The sequence below is a fragment of the Streptomyces sp. NPDC104307 genome (assembly GCF_055584045.1).
In genome coordinates this window covers 406,759-421,783 of record NZ_JBVJMU010000002.1, presented here as the reverse complement: position 1 = coordinate 421,783, position 15,025 = coordinate 406,759, and the positions used below count along the sequence as shown (strand labels likewise).

The 15,025-nt window shown below is 71.7% G+C and carries 12 protein-coding genes; 7 read left to right on the top strand and 5 right to left on the bottom strand.

Annotated features, from left to right (window positions below; genetic code table 11):
• The first annotated feature begins 440 nt into the window (after positions 1-440).
• Entirely contained in the window at positions 441-857 is a 417-nt protein-coding gene (locus ACZ601_RS08520; protein WP_440574776.1) for a hypothetical protein, read from the top strand.
• Positions 858-957: 100 nt separating this feature from the next.
• The gene (locus tag ACZ601_RS08515) at positions 958-2,433 is read left to right on the top strand and encodes a S28 family serine protease (protein WP_469534666.1); all 1,476 of its coding nucleotides are present in this window, start codon (positions 958-960) and stop codon (positions 2,431-2,433) included.
• A gap of 63 nt (positions 2,434-2,496) precedes the next feature.
• On the opposite strand, the gene ACZ601_RS08510 is transcribed toward ACZ601_RS08515, so the two are convergent.
• Together ACZ601_RS08510 and ACZ601_RS08505 are read right to left on the bottom strand one after the other, a co-directional pair.
• Entirely contained in the window at positions 2,497-4,347 is a 1,851-nt protein-coding gene (locus ACZ601_RS08510) for a glycoside hydrolase family 3 protein (RefSeq protein WP_469534663.1), read from the bottom strand.
• A gap of 162 nt (positions 4,348-4,509) precedes the next feature.
• Positions 4,510-5,418: a LysR family transcriptional regulator gene (locus ACZ601_RS08505; protein WP_469534660.1), complete on the bottom strand. Its 909-nt coding sequence runs from the start codon at positions 5,416-5,418 to the stop codon at positions 4,510-4,512.
• A gap of 100 nt (positions 5,419-5,518) precedes the next feature.
• Between ACZ601_RS08505 and ACZ601_RS08500 the strand changes: the two genes are divergently transcribed.
• Positions 5,519-6,412: an EamA family transporter gene (locus ACZ601_RS08500; protein WP_469534657.1), complete on the top strand. Its 894-nt coding sequence runs from the start codon at positions 5,519-5,521 to the stop codon at positions 6,410-6,412.
• Positions 6,413-6,499: 87 nt separating this feature from the next.
• Here ACZ601_RS08500 and ACZ601_RS08495 read toward each other — a convergent pair whose 3' ends face one another.
• A complete protein-coding gene (locus ACZ601_RS08495; protein ID WP_469534655.1) occupies positions 6,500-7,288 on the bottom strand; it encodes a sugar phosphate isomerase/epimerase family protein in 789 nt (262 codons plus the stop codon).
• Positions 7,289-7,533: 245 nt separating this feature from the next.
• Complete coding sequence (locus ACZ601_RS08490) at positions 7,534-8,652, bottom strand: LacI family DNA-binding transcriptional regulator (RefSeq protein ID WP_469534652.1); 1,119 nt, start codon at positions 8,650-8,652, stop codon at positions 7,534-7,536.
• A 129-nt stretch (positions 8,653-8,781) separates the two neighbouring features.
• Here ACZ601_RS08490 and ACZ601_RS08485 point away from each other — a divergent pair, with 129 nt between their 5' ends.
• The 3 genes from ACZ601_RS08485 (at position 8,782) to ACZ601_RS08475 (ending at position 11,981) form a co-directional block, all read left to right on the top strand.
• On the top strand, positions 8,782-9,933 hold the full coding sequence (locus tag ACZ601_RS08485; RefSeq protein WP_469534649.1) for a Gfo/Idh/MocA family protein: 1,152 nt from the start codon (positions 8,782-8,784) through the stop codon (positions 9,931-9,933).
• A 78-nt stretch (positions 9,934-10,011) separates the two neighbouring features.
• Positions 10,012-11,157: a dihydrodipicolinate synthase family protein gene (locus ACZ601_RS08480; RefSeq protein ID WP_469534647.1), complete on the top strand. Its 1,146-nt coding sequence runs from the start codon at positions 10,012-10,014 to the stop codon at positions 11,155-11,157.
• The gene (locus tag ACZ601_RS08475) at positions 11,154-11,981 is read left to right on the top strand and encodes a sugar phosphate isomerase/epimerase family protein (RefSeq protein WP_469534644.1); all 828 of its coding nucleotides are present in this window, start codon (positions 11,154-11,156) and stop codon (positions 11,979-11,981) included. Before ACZ601_RS08480 ends, ACZ601_RS08475 begins: the two co-directional genes overlap by 4 nt.
• A gap of 211 nt (positions 11,982-12,192) precedes the next feature.
• Here ACZ601_RS08475 and ACZ601_RS08470 read toward each other — a convergent pair whose 3' ends face one another.
• Positions 12,193-12,783 carry a TetR/AcrR family transcriptional regulator gene (locus ACZ601_RS08470; protein ID WP_469534641.1) on the bottom strand — a complete coding sequence of 197 codons (591 nt, stop codon included), beginning with the start codon at positions 12,781-12,783 and terminating at the stop codon, positions 12,193-12,195.
• 226 nt (positions 12,784-13,009) lie between these two features.
• On the opposite strand from ACZ601_RS08470, the gene ACZ601_RS08465 reads away from it, so the two are divergent.
• Positions 13,010-14,932, top strand: coding sequence for a serine/threonine-protein kinase (locus ACZ601_RS08465; RefSeq protein ID WP_469534639.1), 1,923 nt, complete (start codon positions 13,010-13,012; stop codon positions 14,930-14,932).
• The last annotated feature ends 93 nt before the right edge of the window (positions 14,933-15,025 follow it).

Here is a 15,025-nt window from a genome sequence, read left to right as displayed (position 1 = left end):
GCCGGACGGGCTTGTTTGGTGAGGGTTCTCCGCGTCGCGAGGTCGCCCGCCGTGCGTCTGCGCCCCGGTTCTTCCACCGGTGGTGCCACCGGTGGTGCCACCGGGGGCGCGGGCGTCGGCCGGCGTCGGGTGGGGCCGTGCAGGGGCGTCCCCGCAGGAAAATGGCGTACTACCCGGCCCCCGCAACGGTCCCGGTTGCCACGCCAGTTTCTGAGGAGACGCCCCGGAGGGGCCCCGCCCCCACCCACAAGCGCAGACACACCCCACGGGAGTCCCGCACCAAATCCAAGCCCGTCCGGCGATTGAGGACGGAACCCCGCGCCCCGGTCCGGGGCAACCGCAACCGCCAGAGGGAGCCCCCGCGTCATACGCACACATGCGCGTGTGCGCTCATGTGTCGGGTGGGTGTGCGCGTGTTCGACAAGGCGATGGAGTTGCCGGTGACCAGAGGGACCGAGAGACACGGTGGGCGCACGGGACGCGGAGCCCCTTACCGGCTGCTCGCCCTGGCGCTGACGACCGCCCTCGGGCTCGTCGTCGGCGGGGTGGAGGCGAGCAGCGCCGATGCCGCGTCCGTCTGCGCCGGACGCCCCGCGAAGACCCTGAAGTTCGGCACGGGCGAACTGCGCGTCTACCGGACCCGCTCCTACGCCTGCGCCCTCGCGGTCGCCGTCAAGCCCGGTGCGCGCCGCAAGATGTCCGTACAGATCCAGCCGCGCGGCGGCCGCCCCGTCGTCGACAAGGGCAACTTCACGCAGCAGGCCGGTCCGGTGACGGTCCACGCCCTGAACCGGTGCGTCCGGGTGTCCGGCACGATCTCGGGGAAGACGGGCACCACGGGCTGGATCCTGTGCTGACCGGGTGATTTGTCCGGCCCCGGCGGCAATGAGGTCTGGCGGCACCGGTGTTGCCCCGCTAGGTTCACGTGGTCTGTCGTGAATCAAGGGGAGGGTGAGAATGCGCAAGGCTCTCAGAGGTGTCCTGTCGCTCGCGATGCTCATCGGCACGGTGAGTGCGACGGGTGCCTCCGCCGGGGCGGCCACCGCCGCAGAACCGGCCGCGCTCCGTTCCGCCGTCGGTGACACCGGCACGAGCACGGACATCAAGGACCGCATCCTGGCCATCCCGGGAATGAGCCTGATCGAGGAGAAGCCCTATCCGGGCTACCGCTACTTCGTCCTCGACTACACCCAGCCGGTCGACCACCGGCACCCGTCCAAGGGAACGTTCAAGCAGCGGATCACCCTGCTGCACAAGGACACCTCCCGCCCGACGGTGTTCTTCACCAGCGGATACAACGTCTCCACCAACCCGAGCCGCTCCGAGCCGACCCGGATCGTGGACGGCAACCAGGTCTCGCTGGAGTACCGGTTCTTCACCCCGTCCCGCCCGTCGCCCGCCGACTGGTCCAAGCTCGACATCCAGCAGGCCGCCAGTGACCAGCACCGGGTCTTCACCGCGCTGAAGAAGATCTACTCGAAGAACTGGCTGACCACCGGCGGTTCCAAGGGCGGCATGACGGCCACGTACTACGAGCGCTACTACCCCAAGGACATGGACGGCGTCGTCGCGTACGTCGCGCCCAACGACGTGGTCGACAAGGAGGACTCGACGTACGACCGGTTCCTGGCGAGCGTCGGGACCAAGGAGTGCCGCGACAAGCTGAACGGTGTGCAGCGCCAGGCGCTCATCCGCCGGGAGCCGCTGGAGAAGAAGTACCGGAAGTACGCCGCAGACAACGGCTACACCTTCAACACCGTCGGCTCCCTCGACAGGGCGTACGAGGCCGTCGTCCTGGACTACGTCTGGGCGTTCTGGCAGTACAGCCTGCTCGCCGACTGCGAATCGCTCCCGGCGGACGCCAAGTCCGCCACCGACCAGGAGATCTGGGACTCCGTCGACTCGATCTCGGGCTTCTCCGCCTACGCCGACCAGGGCCTGGAGACGTACACGCCGTACTACTACCAGGCGGGTACTCAGCTCGGTTCGCCCGACATCAAGCAGCCCTGGCTCGGCAAGCTGAGCCGCTACGGCTACCAGCCGCCGCGCACCTTCGTGCCGCGCTCGATCCCGATGAGGTTCCAGCCGGGGGTGATGCGCGACATCGACACCTGGGTGAAGCACCACGCCGACCACATGCTGTACGTGTACGGGGAGAACGACCCCTACGGCGCGGAGCGCTTCCGGCTCGGCGCCGGAGCCCGTGACAGTCACGTCTTCACCGTGCCCGGCGGCAACCACGGGGCGAGCGTCGCCGGTCTCGTCCCGGCCGAGAACGCCACGGCCACCGCCGCCATCCTGCGCTGGGCGGGCGTCGCCCCGGCCGCCGTCCAGTCGGACCCGGCGAAGGCGAAGCCGCTCGCGAAGTTCGACGCGGTGCTCGACAAGCGGGACCTGACGACCGAGCACCGGCTCGGCCACCGGCGCCCGTAACGCCCCCGTGCCGGCGGCCGCAGTGGCCGCCGGCACGGAATCGCCCGGCATGTTCCGAACGACCTAGTACGACAGCCCGTAGCCCACCGGGTACAGCACCTGCGACGGGTCGTCCGCGCGCTGGACCGGCACCGGCAGGGCGCCACGCGGTTCGGCGCGGCCCGCGATCACCCGGGCCGCCGCCCGTAGTTCGACATCCGTCCAGGAGTACGCGGCCAGGCTCGCCGCGTGCCCCGTACCGTCCAGCTGGGCGATGTCGTACGGATTGCGGATCGCGAGCGTGATCACCGGCACGCCGGTCGCGGCCAGCGCGCTCACCAGGGCGCGTTGCGAGCTGGTCGAGGTGACGTTGTACGTACCCACCACCACCGCGTCCTTGCCCCGCGCGGCCGCCACCGCCGCGTCGATGTCCGCCTGGGCGGGCGCGGTGCCGGTGGACAGGGCGCTGGCCGCGTACCCCAGCTCCTTGAACTCCGCGGCCAGGGTGGCCGTCGGCGGCCCCGTCGTACCGGACGGGGAGGCCGGGTCGGCCCCCACCACCAGCAGCTCGCGGTGCGAGCGGCGGGAGAGCGGCAGCAGCGCGCCCTTGTTGGCCAGCAGCGTGGTGGTGCGCTCCGCGATCCGGTCGGCGGTGGCCAGGTGCGACCGGGTGCCGACCGTACGGTCCACGCCCCGGCGGCTCACGAACGGGTCCTCGAACAGCCCGAGCTTCGTCTTCAGCCGCAGGATGCGCAGGATCGATTCGTCGATCCGGGCCTCACTGACCTCGCCGCTCTTCACGGCTGCCAGCAGCGCGTTCCAGGAGACGTCGAGGTCCGGCGGGTTGAGCAGCTGGTCGACGCCCGCCTGCACGGCGAGCACCGGCACGCGCTCGTCGCCGTACTTGGTCCGCACGCCCTCCATGCCGAGCGAGTCGGTGACCACGACGCCGTCGTAACCCAGCTCCTCGCGCAGGATTCCGGTGAGGATGGGCCGGGACAGGGTCGCCGGGTCCTCGGACGGGTCGAGCGCGGGCACCACGATGTGCGCGGTCATGATCGAGTCGATACCGGCGGCGATCGCGGCCCGGAACGGCGGCCGGTCCAGCTCGGCCCACTGCTCGCGGGTGTGGGTGATGACCGGCAGGCCGGTGTGGCTGTCGGTGCTGGTGTCGCCGTGACCGGGGAAGTGCTTGGCCGTGGAGGCGATCCCGGCACTCTGGTACCCCTTCACCTGGGCCGCGACCATCCCGGCCACCGACTGCGGGTCCGAGCCGAAGGAGCGCACCCCGATCACCGGGTTCGCCGGGTTGACGTTGACGTCCGCGTCCGGGGCGTAGTTCTGGCAGATGCCGATCGCCGCCAGCTCGGCGCCCGCGATCCGCCCCGCCTCGCGGGCGTCGGAACGCGAACGGCCCGCGCCCAGCGCCATCGCGCCCGGCATCAGCGTGGCGGGCTCACCGACCCGGCAGACGATGCCGTGCTCCTGGTCGGTGGAGATGAGGAGCGGCAGCGAGCTGGGCCCCGCCAGGCCGGCCCGCTGGATGCCGTTGGAGAGGTCCGCGATCTGGTGCGGATCACGGGTGTTGTGCGCCCAGGTGAAGTAGATGATGCCGCCGACGTGGTACTTGGCGATCATCTCCGCCGCGGTGCGCACGCCGATCTCGGCGAGGTTGGCGTCGATGTCGGCCTGGTCGGGGTCGGTGGCGGAGTGCCCGTAGACCCGCATGACGAACAGCTGGCCGACCTTCTCCTCCAGGCTCATCCGGGAGATGAGCCGCTTCAGCCGCCGGGTGGTGGCTGCGGAGTTGTGGCTGCCGCCGGAGGAGTTCCGGGCGGCGACGGCGCCGGGGGCGACTGCCGTGCCCGTCGCCGCGACGACTGCGGTGGCGGCGGTTGCGGTGAGGAGGGTGCGTCTGGAGGGGCGGTGGTGCACGTGAGCTCCTTCGGCCGTACTCGGTGACGAGATGATGGTGAAAGAAACTTCCAGGGATCACGGATATCCAGAAAATAACTTCCGGTCAAGAGTGCGGACCGTTTTGCGCGCGTCCTCGGGGCCGGGGCTCGCGCCCCGGAACCGGCGGCCGCCAGACACGGCCTAGCGCAGCCCCACGTCCGCGCCGTGCGCCTGGAGCGCCGAGACAGCCGCCGTGATCGCCGGGCGGCGGGCCGCCTCCGTACGCCACAGCGCGTACAGCCGGCGCACCGGAACCGGCTCGATCCGCACCGCCACCACGCCGTCCGGCAGCGGACCGCGCCCCAGCCGGGGCATCATCGCGACCCCGAGACCGGCGGCGAGCAGGGCCAGTTGGGTGTGGTTCTCCTCGGCCTGGTGCCGGATGTCCGGCTCGTAGCCCGCGGTGCGCAGCGTCCGTACGAGCCAGTCGTGGCAGACCGTCCCGGGCGGCTGGCAGATCCACCGCTCCCGCGCCAGCTCCTCGCGCCGCACCCCGTCCAGGCCTGCCAGCCGGTGACCCTCCGGCACCAGCAGATCGCAGCGGTCCTTCCCGATCTCCGCCTGTGCCAGGCCCTCCGGGGCGGGCAGCGGCGCGATGTCCCAGTCGTGCGCGACGGCCAGGTCGATCACGCCCTTGGCCACCAGGTCGACCGAGAGGTGCGGATCGACCTCGGTCATCCGGACGTCCAGCGCCGGGTGCTCCCGGTCCAGCTCCGCCAGCACCCCGGGCAGCAGCCCACGCGCCGCCGAGGCGAACGCGCCGATCGACAACCGCCCCGTCGGCAGCCCCCTGCGCTCCTCCAGAGTCGTCTCGGCCCGCTCCACGATCGCCAGCAACTGCTGAGCCGTGGCGGCCAGATGGAGCGCCTCCTCGGTGAGCGCGACCCCGCGTCCTCGACGTTCAAGCAGGGTCGTACGGGTCTCCCGCTCCAGTTTGGTGATCTGCTGCGAGACCGCCGACGGGGTGTAGCCGAGCGCGGCGGCGGCGCCCGCGACGGAACCGTGGACGGAGATGGCGTGCAGCGCGCGCAGCCGGGAGAGATCGAGCACCGGAGCCTCCGGGAGCCTCGGGAATCGTTAGCGTCGCTCAATTCCACCATGTAGAAATGCGCGCTGGTGCTAAACGGTCGGTGCGGGTGATCCTCGGGGCATGCGTCCCCTCCACATCGCCCTGGCCGCCCTGGTGGCAGCCGTCTGGGGTGTCAATTTCGTCGTCATCGAGCTGGGCCTCGCCCACTTCCCGCCGCTGCTCTTCTCCGCCCTGCGCTTCCTGGTCGCGGCGCTGCCCGCGGTCTTCTTCGTCGGCCGCCCGAAAGTCGCCTGGAAGTGGGTCGTGGGGGTCGGACTGGCCCTGGGTATGGCCAAGTTCGGGCTGCTGTTCATCGGTATGGACCGGGGGATGGGCGCCGGGATCTCTTCCCTCGTCCTCCAGGTCCAGGCCGTCTTCACCGCCCTGTTCGCGGCGCTCGCGCTGGGCGAACGGCCGGGGCGGGTACGGGTACTGGGGATGGGCGTGGCCCTCGCGGGCATCGGGGTGGCCGCAGTCGACGAGGGCGCGAGCGGCCCGGTGCTCGCCTTCGTCCTGGTGATCGCGGCGGCGGCCTGCTGGGGCGTGTCCAACGTGCTGACCCGCAAGGCCGCCCCGCCCGACGCCCTCAACTTCATGGTCTGGGTCTCCACCGTCCCGGTGCTGCCGCTGCTCGGGCTCTCGCTCCTCTTCGAGGGCTGGGACCGCGATACCCGGGCACTGGCCGCGCTCGACTGGAGCGGCGCCGGGATCATCGTCTACGTCGCGTGGATCACCACGGTGTTCGGCTTCGGGGCCTGGGGCTTCCTGCTGAGCCGGTACCCGGCGTCCTCCGTGGCCCCGTTCACCCTGCTGGTGCCCGTCTTCGGGATGTCGTCCGCCGCCCTGCTGCTCGACGAGTCGGTGAGCCCGCTGCGGTGGTGCGCGGCGGCGCTGCTGGTCGGCGGGGTGGGGCTGACCTCGCTCGCCGGGGCGCGGCGCCCGCGTGTCACCGTCCCGGAGCCGGCCCCCGTCTGAGGGGCCGGCTCCCGTCTGAGGGGCCGGCTCCCGGGCGGCTACGGCCTGCTCCGGGTCGCTACGTCGCTACGTCGCTACGGGTCCGCCCTACTGCTTCGGCGCGCCCAGCCGCAGCAGGTGCTCGCGCCCCGCGCTCAGCAGCCCCGGCAGCTCCGCCGCTCCCGGGTGCCAGCGCTTCTCGTACTCCCAGCAGACCCAGCTGTCCGCGTCCAGGGTGTCCAGGCAGGCTTGCAGCGGCAGCACCCCGGCGCCCAGGGCGAGGGGCTCGGTGTCCTCGGCGGACGCGATGTCCTTCACCTGGACGTAGCCCAGGTGCGGGGCCAGCACCGCATGGCTCGCGACCGGCTCCTCACCGGCCAGCCAGGTGTGCATGATGTCCCACAGCGCACCGATGCTCCCGTGCCCCACCGTCCCCACCACCCGGGCCACGGCGGCTCCCGCGCGGTGCGAGTCGTGGGTCTCCAGCAGGATGCGTACGCCCATGTCCGCGGCGTACGGAGCGGCGGCGGCCAGCCTGCGGGCGGCGGTCGCGTCGGCCGTCTCCGCGTCCTGGTCGCCGCCGCCGGGGAAGACCCGGACGTTGCGCGCCCCCAGGTCCCGGGCCAGCTCCACCAGGCCGGCGAGCTCGTCGAGCACCGCCTGGTCGTCACCCTCCGCCGCGGCCCTGACGTAACCGGCCACGGTCAGGATCTCGATCCCGCCCCGCTTGAACTCCTCGACCACGTCGGCGCGTTCGAGCATCGAGAGCCCGGGGTGCACCGGCTCCTCCGGGTGGGCGCGCAGCTCCACCCCCTGGTAGCCGTGCTCGGCGGCCAGCCGGACGACCTCGGATATCGGCAGCCCCGGCACCCCGAGGGTGGAGAAAGCGAGCTTCACGTGCATGTCCTTCCATCGGTACCTGCCCTGCCCCCGCACCGTACGGCCCGGTCGGTGGCCGGCACTTCATCGGCTTGCGGCCTGAACTACGGATGCCCCGGTCAGGGGATCCAAGTCCCGTCCCGGCGGACCCGGTCACGGGGAGGGGCCATCCCGGCGGACCCGGTCACCGGGAGCGGGGTCCCTCGGCGGACCCGGTCACCGGGAGCGGGGTCCCTCGGCGGACCCGGTCACAGGGAGCGGGCTCACCCCCGGGGTGCCGCCGTTGAGCCGCGCACCATCAGCTCCGCCGGGATCGTCGCGATGCCGCCCGGCGGCGGGGCCTCCTTGCCCGTCGCCAGCCGGCCCGCCCGCGCCCCCGCTTCGAAGAGGGGCAGCCGTACGGTCGTCAGCGCCGGGACCACGTCGACCGAGAACGGCAGATCGTCGAAACCGGCCACCGAGATGTCCTCGGGGATGCGCAAGCCCCGGTCGCGGATCGCCGCGGCGGCGCCCAGGGCCACCGTGTCGTTCGCGGCGACGACGGCCGTGATCCCCGGTTCGCGGCGCAGGAGTTCGACCGTGGCGTCGTAGCCGGAGCTGCGGTCGTAGGAGCCGTGCACGGTGAGGCGCTCCCCGGTACGGGAGCCCCCGCCCCCGGCTGGAGCAGCAGCACCGCCGTCCCCGTCCCAGTCCCCGTACAGCCCTGCGGCCCTCATCGCCTCGCGGTGGCCCTCAAGGCGGTGGCGGGTCGTGGTCCGTTCCAATGGGCCCGCCGCGTAGCCGATGCTGCGGTGGCCCAGCGAGATCAGGTGCTCGGTCAGCCGCCGGCCGCCGCCCCGGTTGTCGAAGGCGAGCGCGGCCAGGACCGATTCGCTGTCCGGCAGCGGGGGCCGCCCGCACAGGACCACCCTGGTCCCGGCGTCCGCGAGCTTCGCCAGCTTCGCGGACATCGCGGCTTGGTGCGCCGGGTCCTCCACCGCGCCGCCGGTGAGGACGACGGCGGCGGCGCGCTGGCGCTGGAGCAGGGTCAGGTAGGTGAGCTCGCGTTCTGGGGTGCCGCCGGTGTTGCAGACGATCGCGAGCTTCTCGCCGCCCGCCCGGCCGGAACCGTCGCCCGGACCGCCGATCTCCGACTGCGCGGCGCCCGCCATGATCCCGAAGAACGGGTCCGCGATGTCGTTGACCAGGATGCCGATCAGGTCGGAGGTGGCGGCCGCGAGTGAGCTGGCGGGCCCGTTCAGTACGTAGTCCAGATCGTCCACCGCACGCAGGACCCGCTCCCGAGTGGACGCGGCCACCGGGTAGTTGCCGTTCAGCACACGGGACACCGTGGCCGGTGACACCCGGGCGCGAGCCGCCACGTCCGCCAGGGTGACTGTCATCGAGATTCCTCCGGGGGAGTGATGAGGGGAGAGGCCCAATCGGTGGGCCCCTCTTGTCCGGGCCGCTGTCGGCAGGCTAGCGTCATCCAAGATAGAAAGCGCTTGCTACGACGGTATGGAGGATCTTTCGTGACACGCAGGACGGTGCGCATCGCCATGAACGGCGTCACGGGTCGCATGGGATACCGGCAGCACCTGGTGCGCTCGGTCCTCGCGATCAGGGAGCAGGGCGGACTCGACCTCGGCAACGGCGACGTGCTCTGGCCCGAGCCGGTCCTTGTCGGCCGCCGGGCCCACGCCCTGGAGGCGCTTGCAGAGCAGCACGGCCTCACCGAGTGGTCGACCGACCTCGACGCGGTCCTCGCGGACGAGACCATCGACATCTACTTCGACGCCCAGGTCACCTCGGCACGCGTCGAAGCGATCAAGAAGGCCATCGCGGCGGGCAAGCACATCTACACCGAGAAGCCCACCGCCACCGACGTCGCGGGCGCCCTGGAGCTGGCCCGGCTCGCCCGCGAGGCCGGCATCAAGCACGGCGTCGTCCAGGACAAGATCTTCCTCCCGGGCCTGCTGAAGCTGAAGCGTCTGATCGACGGCGGCTTCTTCGGCGAGATCCTCTCCATCCGGGGCGAGTTCGGCTACTGGGTCTTCGAGGGCGACTGGCAGGAGGCCCAGCGCCCGTCCTGGAACTACCGCGCGGAGGACGGCGGCGGCATCGTCGTCGACATGTTCCCGCACTGGGAGTACGTGCTTCACGAGCTGTTCGGCCGGGTCACCACCGTCCAGGCGCACGTCCAGACACACATCCCGGAGCGCTGGGACGAGCACGGCAAGCCGTACGCCGCGACCGCCGACGACGCCGCGTACGGCATCTTCCAGCTGGAGAGCGGCGCCGTCGCGCAGATCAACTCCTCCTGGACGGTGCGCGTCAACCGCGACGAGCTGGTCGAGTTCCAGGTCGACGGCACCCACGGCTCCGCCGTCGCCGGGCTGCGCAACTGCCGCGTCCAGCACCGCTCGGCCACGCCCAAGCCGGTCTGGAACCCCGACCTCCCGGCCACCGAGTCCTTCCGCGACCAGTGGCAGGAAGTCCCCGACAACACGGTCTTCGACAACGGCTTCAAGGCCCAGTGGGAGCTGTTCCTGCGCCACATCGTGCTGGACGAGCCCTACACCTGGGACCTGATGGCGGGCGCGCGCGGCGTCCAGCTCGCGGAGCTCGGCCTCAAGTCCTCTGCGGACGGCCGCCGCTTCGACGTCCCGGAGCTGAGCCTGTGACCATCCAGCCCCCGCAAGACGCACCGGAGTTGACCACGTGACCATGTACCTTCCGCAGGTTGCACCGGAGTTGACCACGTGACCATCCACCTCCCGCAGGGCCCGTACGAGCCCCGCACCACCCCGCTCGACCTCGCCCCCGGCGGGGCGCCCCTGGCCTCCCGTACGGTCTTCTCGGCCGCCCACGTCGTGGCCGACCCGTACGCGGACGTCAGCCCCGACTCCCCGGCCGCCGTCGACTGGGACGCCACCCTCGCCTTCCGCCGTCACCTCTGGTCGCACGGCCTCGGGGTCGCGGAGGCCATGGACACCGCCCAGCGCGGCATGGGCCTGGACTGGGCGGGCGCCGCCGAACTGATCGCCCGCTCGGCGGCGGAGTCCAAGTCCGTCGGCGGCGCCATCGCCTGCGGCGTCGGCACCGACCAGCTCCCGCCCGGCCCCGCCTCGCTGGCCGAGGTCCGGTCCGCGTACGAGGAACAGCTCGCCCTGGTCGAGGGGAGCGGGGCGCAGGCCATCCTGATGGCCTCCCGCGCACTGGCCGCCGCGGCGAACGGCCCGCAGGACTACCTGGAGACGTACGCGCACCTGCTGCGCCAGGCCACCGAGCCGGTCGTGCTGCACTGGCTCGGCCCGATGTTCGATCCGGCGCTGGACGGCTACTGGGGCTCCGCCGATCTCGACGCGGCCACCGAGACCTTCCTCCAGGTCATCGCGGAACACCCGGACAAGGTCGACGGCATCAAGATCTCCCTCCTCGACGCGGAGCGCGAGATCGACGTCCGGCGCCGCCTGCCCAGCGGGGTGCGCTGCTACACGGGCGACGACTTCAACTACCCCGAGCTGATCGCGGGCGACGACCGGGGATTCAGCCACGCGCTGCTCGGCATCTTCGACCCGCTCGGCCCGCTCGCCGCGCACGCGGTCCGGGTCCTGGACACCGGCGACACCAAGGGCTTCCGCGAACTCCTGGACCCGACGGTCGAGTTGTCCCGCCACCTCTTCCAGGCGCCGACCCGCTACTACAAGACGGGCGTGGTGTTCCTCGCCTGGCTGGCCGGTCACCAGGACCACTTCACGATGGTGGGCGGCCTCCAGTCGGCCCGCTCCCTGCCGCATCTGGCGAAGGCGTACGAACTGGCCGACCGGCTCGGCCTGTTCCCCGATCCCGAACTGGCGGAGTCCCGGATGCGCGCGCTGCTCACGGTCAACGGAGGCACCCGATGAGCGACGGCCGTCTCTCCATCAATCAGGAGACCATCAAGCAGTGGTCGCTGCCCGAGCTGACCGAGGGCTGCGTGAAGGCGGGCATCGACAAGGTCGGCCTGTGGCGCGCCCCGGTCCAGGAGTACGGCGTAGCGGCGACCGCCCGGCTCCTCTCCGACGCGGGCCTGTCCGTCACCAGCCTCTGCCGGGGCGGCTTCCTCACCGCCCTCGACCCGGCCGAGCGGGCCCGCGCCCTGGACGACAACCGCGCGGCGCTGGACGAGGCGGCGGGCCTGTCCACGGACACCCTGGTACTGGTCTCGGGCGGTCTCCCGGCCGGTTCCAAGGACCTGTACGGCGCCCGCGAGCGCATCGCGGACGCCCTGGGGGAGCTGGCCCCGTACGCGGCCGAGCGCGGCGTACGCCTGGCGATCGAACCGCTGCACCCGATGTTCGCCTCCGACCGCTGCGTGGTCTCCACCCTGTCCCAGGCCCTGGACCTCGCGGAACGCTTCCCGGCGGACCAGGTCGGGGTGGTCGTCGACACGTACCACCTCTGGTGGGACGACCAGGCCCCGGCCCAGATCGCCCGCGCGGGCGCGGGCGGCCGCATCCACTCCTTCCAGCTCGCCGACTGGATCACCCCCCTCCCGGCGGGCGTGCTCGTCGGGAGGGGCCAACTGGGCGACGGCTGCGTGGACTTCCGCGCCTTCCGTACGGCGGTCGAGGCCACCGGCTTCGACGGCCCGATCGAGGTGGAGATCTTCAACGAGGAGCTATGGGCCCGCGACGGCGCGGAGGTCCTCGCGGAGGTCGCCGCCCGGTACGTGGAGCACGCCTGCTGACGCCGTGACCGGGAGGTATCGGCGGATGTGACCTCGGGGGCAAAAAAGTTTGCCGGACCGTGCAACCCTCCGGGGCTCTGCCGGGTCGTATCTGTAGTCGGGAGCTTCCGGGGGGTGTATCCGGGGGGATGGGGAAGCCCTGACAGTGGGGGAGAGCGAGTGGGGCCCGGTCGGAAGACCGGGCCCCGTTTCGCTTCCACCACCCTTCACCTCACGGGCCGACGGAGCGCCAGACGTGTTCCGGAACGGTGCGCGCAGCTTCTTCGATGTCGATGTCGCCGACGGAGAGCCAGCGGCGCGCGATGCCCGTCACCGGGCCCAGGATCAGGGATTCCAGCACGGGCACCGGCAGAGCGGCGAGTTGGCCGGATTCCTGATGGCGGTGCAGCCAGGCCGCCAGTGGAGCCAGCCGCGCTTCCTGGGCGCCGCGGATCTGCTGGGCGTGTGCGCTGAGCTCGCGGTCGACGGCGACGGAGTGCATGAGCCGCGCCGCGTCGGGGTTCGCCTGCACGAAGCGCAGATAGGCACCCACGATGGCCCGGACGCCGGCCCGTGCTCCGTCCGTCTCCCGCAGGGCACCGCCCAGTTCGTCGAGGAGCCGGCCCAGACAGGACTGCCCGAGCGCGGACACCACGCCGGGGAGGCTGCCGAAGTGGTGGTAGATGCTTCCCGTGCTGACCCCGCTGGCCGAGGTGATCGCACCCAGAGTGAGGCCGGCTTCGCCCTGCGCCGCGTAGATGGCCAGTGCGCAGTCGAGGACCTGTGCGGCAGTGGCCTCACCGCGTTGTTGCTTCGGACTCATCGACGCCGTCCTTGCTTCTGGACCATTCCGGTCCTGTCTCTCATGGGTTCCCCGGAGACAGGATAGGAGAAGCTTCCATAATTTTTTCCAGAAGTAGTTCCAATAAGTGCGTCCCATGCTCCAGACTGAGCACTCGATGCATCAAGTCGTCCGAAACCAGGCCGAGTTCGGATGGCACACGCTCTCCGGGACCAGGGGGGCGGGACACACGGGGGAGCGCTCGACCATGACCAGCGTGCACGACGGAGACCACGGCGATCACGGGGGCGCCGAGGACTACCCCGACGGCGGCATCAAGCCGCTGACCGCGACCGACCCCGCCCGTATCGGGCCCTACCTGCTGCTCGGCCGGCTCGGGGCGGGCGGCATGGGCCGGGTCTACCTGGCCCGTTCCGAGGGCGGCCGCACGGTCGCCGTCAAGGTGGTGCACGCGGAGCACGTCGCGGACCCGCAGTTCAGAGCCCGCTTCCGGCGTGAGGTCGACGCGGCCCGGCGAGTGGGGGAGCGCTACACCGCACCGGTGCTGGACGCGGCCCCGGACGAGGAGTTCCCCTGGGTGGCCACGGGATACGTGCCCGGCCTCTCCCTCGAACAGGTCGTCCGCGGCCACGGGGCGCTCCCCGCCGAGTCCGTGCTCGCCCTCGCGGACGGGCTCCTGCGCGCGCTCAAGGACGTCCACGCGGCGGGCATCGTCCACCGGGATCTGAAGCCCTCGAACGTGATGATCACGGTCGAGGGCCCCAAGGTCATCGACTTCGGCATCGCCCGCGCGGCCGAGACCTCGGTCGAGGCCCTCACCAGTACGGGCATGGTGATCGGATCACCGGGCTTCATGGCTCCGGAGCAGATACGCGGCGAGGGCGCCGTCGCGAAGAGCGACGTGTTCACCCTCGGCTGTGTCCTGACGTATGCGGCAACCGGCAGACTCCCGTTCGGCAACGGGGTGAGCAACCAGCACGCGGTGATGTACCACATCGTCGAGGAGGAACCCGACCTCGGCGAGGTCGGCGACGAGCGGCTGCGAGCCCTGATCACCCGGCTCCTGGCGAAGGATGTAGCCGAACGCCCGGCCGTGAACGACCTGCTGGCCGAGCCGGACCATGTCCCGGCGAGCGCGTCGTGGCTGCCGGCGGAGGTCGTGGGCCACCTGGCCCGGCAGTCGGCACGGCTGCTGGACGCGGAGGCGGCACCGGTCCGAGAGGAGCCCGTCGACCGGGGGACGGTCCCCCTGCGCCCGGCAGCCGCAGCGACTCCCGGGGCTGTCCCCGCCGCCGAGGCGAAGCAGCCGGAACGGAAGAAGGAACGGGAGAGGCGGCGCCGCTGGTTCGTGTCCGTCCCGCTGGTCTTCGTCCTGGCCGGGGGCGGCACCACGCTGGTGGTGCTCCAGCCGTTCAGTGGCGACAGCGGCGGCGGAGCCCACGCGTCGCCGCCGTCGAGCAGCGCGACGGCAGGCCCAGCCTCGCCGCCGCCGTCGCGGGCGGGCACTCCGTCCCCCCAGGGCGACAAGAGCCCCGGGAAGCCGGCGGCACGAGGGGACAAGGAGGGCGACGGCGGGAAGGACGGTCGGGACGGCACGGACGGCCGCGACGCGGTGGCCGCGGACAGTGGCGGCTCCGACTCCGGCGCAGCCGGAGGCACGTCGTCCGGCGGCACCTCCGGATCGGACACGTCCTCCGGCGGCGGATCGTCGTCCGCGGGGGGCACCGACACGTCGGGCGGCGGCGCGAGCACGGGGGGATCGAGCGGCACGTCGGGTTCTACGAGCGGCTCGGGAGGCGGAGGCTCCGGCAACGCCTCGGGTTCCACGGGCGGTTCGGGCGGTGGGAGCGTCGTGCCGTCCGCGTTCGCGGGCACCTGGAAGTACGGCGAGACCGTCAACACCGGCCAGCCCGGCACCATCACCATCTCCTCGAAGGGCAACGTACGCCTGACCGACTACCCGTACGTCCCCTGCCCGTATGTGGCCACGGTGGAATCCACGGCGAACGGCGGCGCCCGGATCAACGTCAGCGCTATGAAGATCGAGGGCGCGAACCCCGGATACTGCTACACGGCTCTCAACGCCTCCTACTTCACCCTCAACGGCAGCGGAATACAGCACAACGTGGGGGACGGCACCGCCAACGGCTACTACTACAAGCGGGGGTGACTGCTGAACGACGGCCCGGCGCACTCCACTACCGGGTACTCCATCAACGGTGTGAGAACAGTCGAAATTCCAATGGAGGCGTTATGTCCAGGC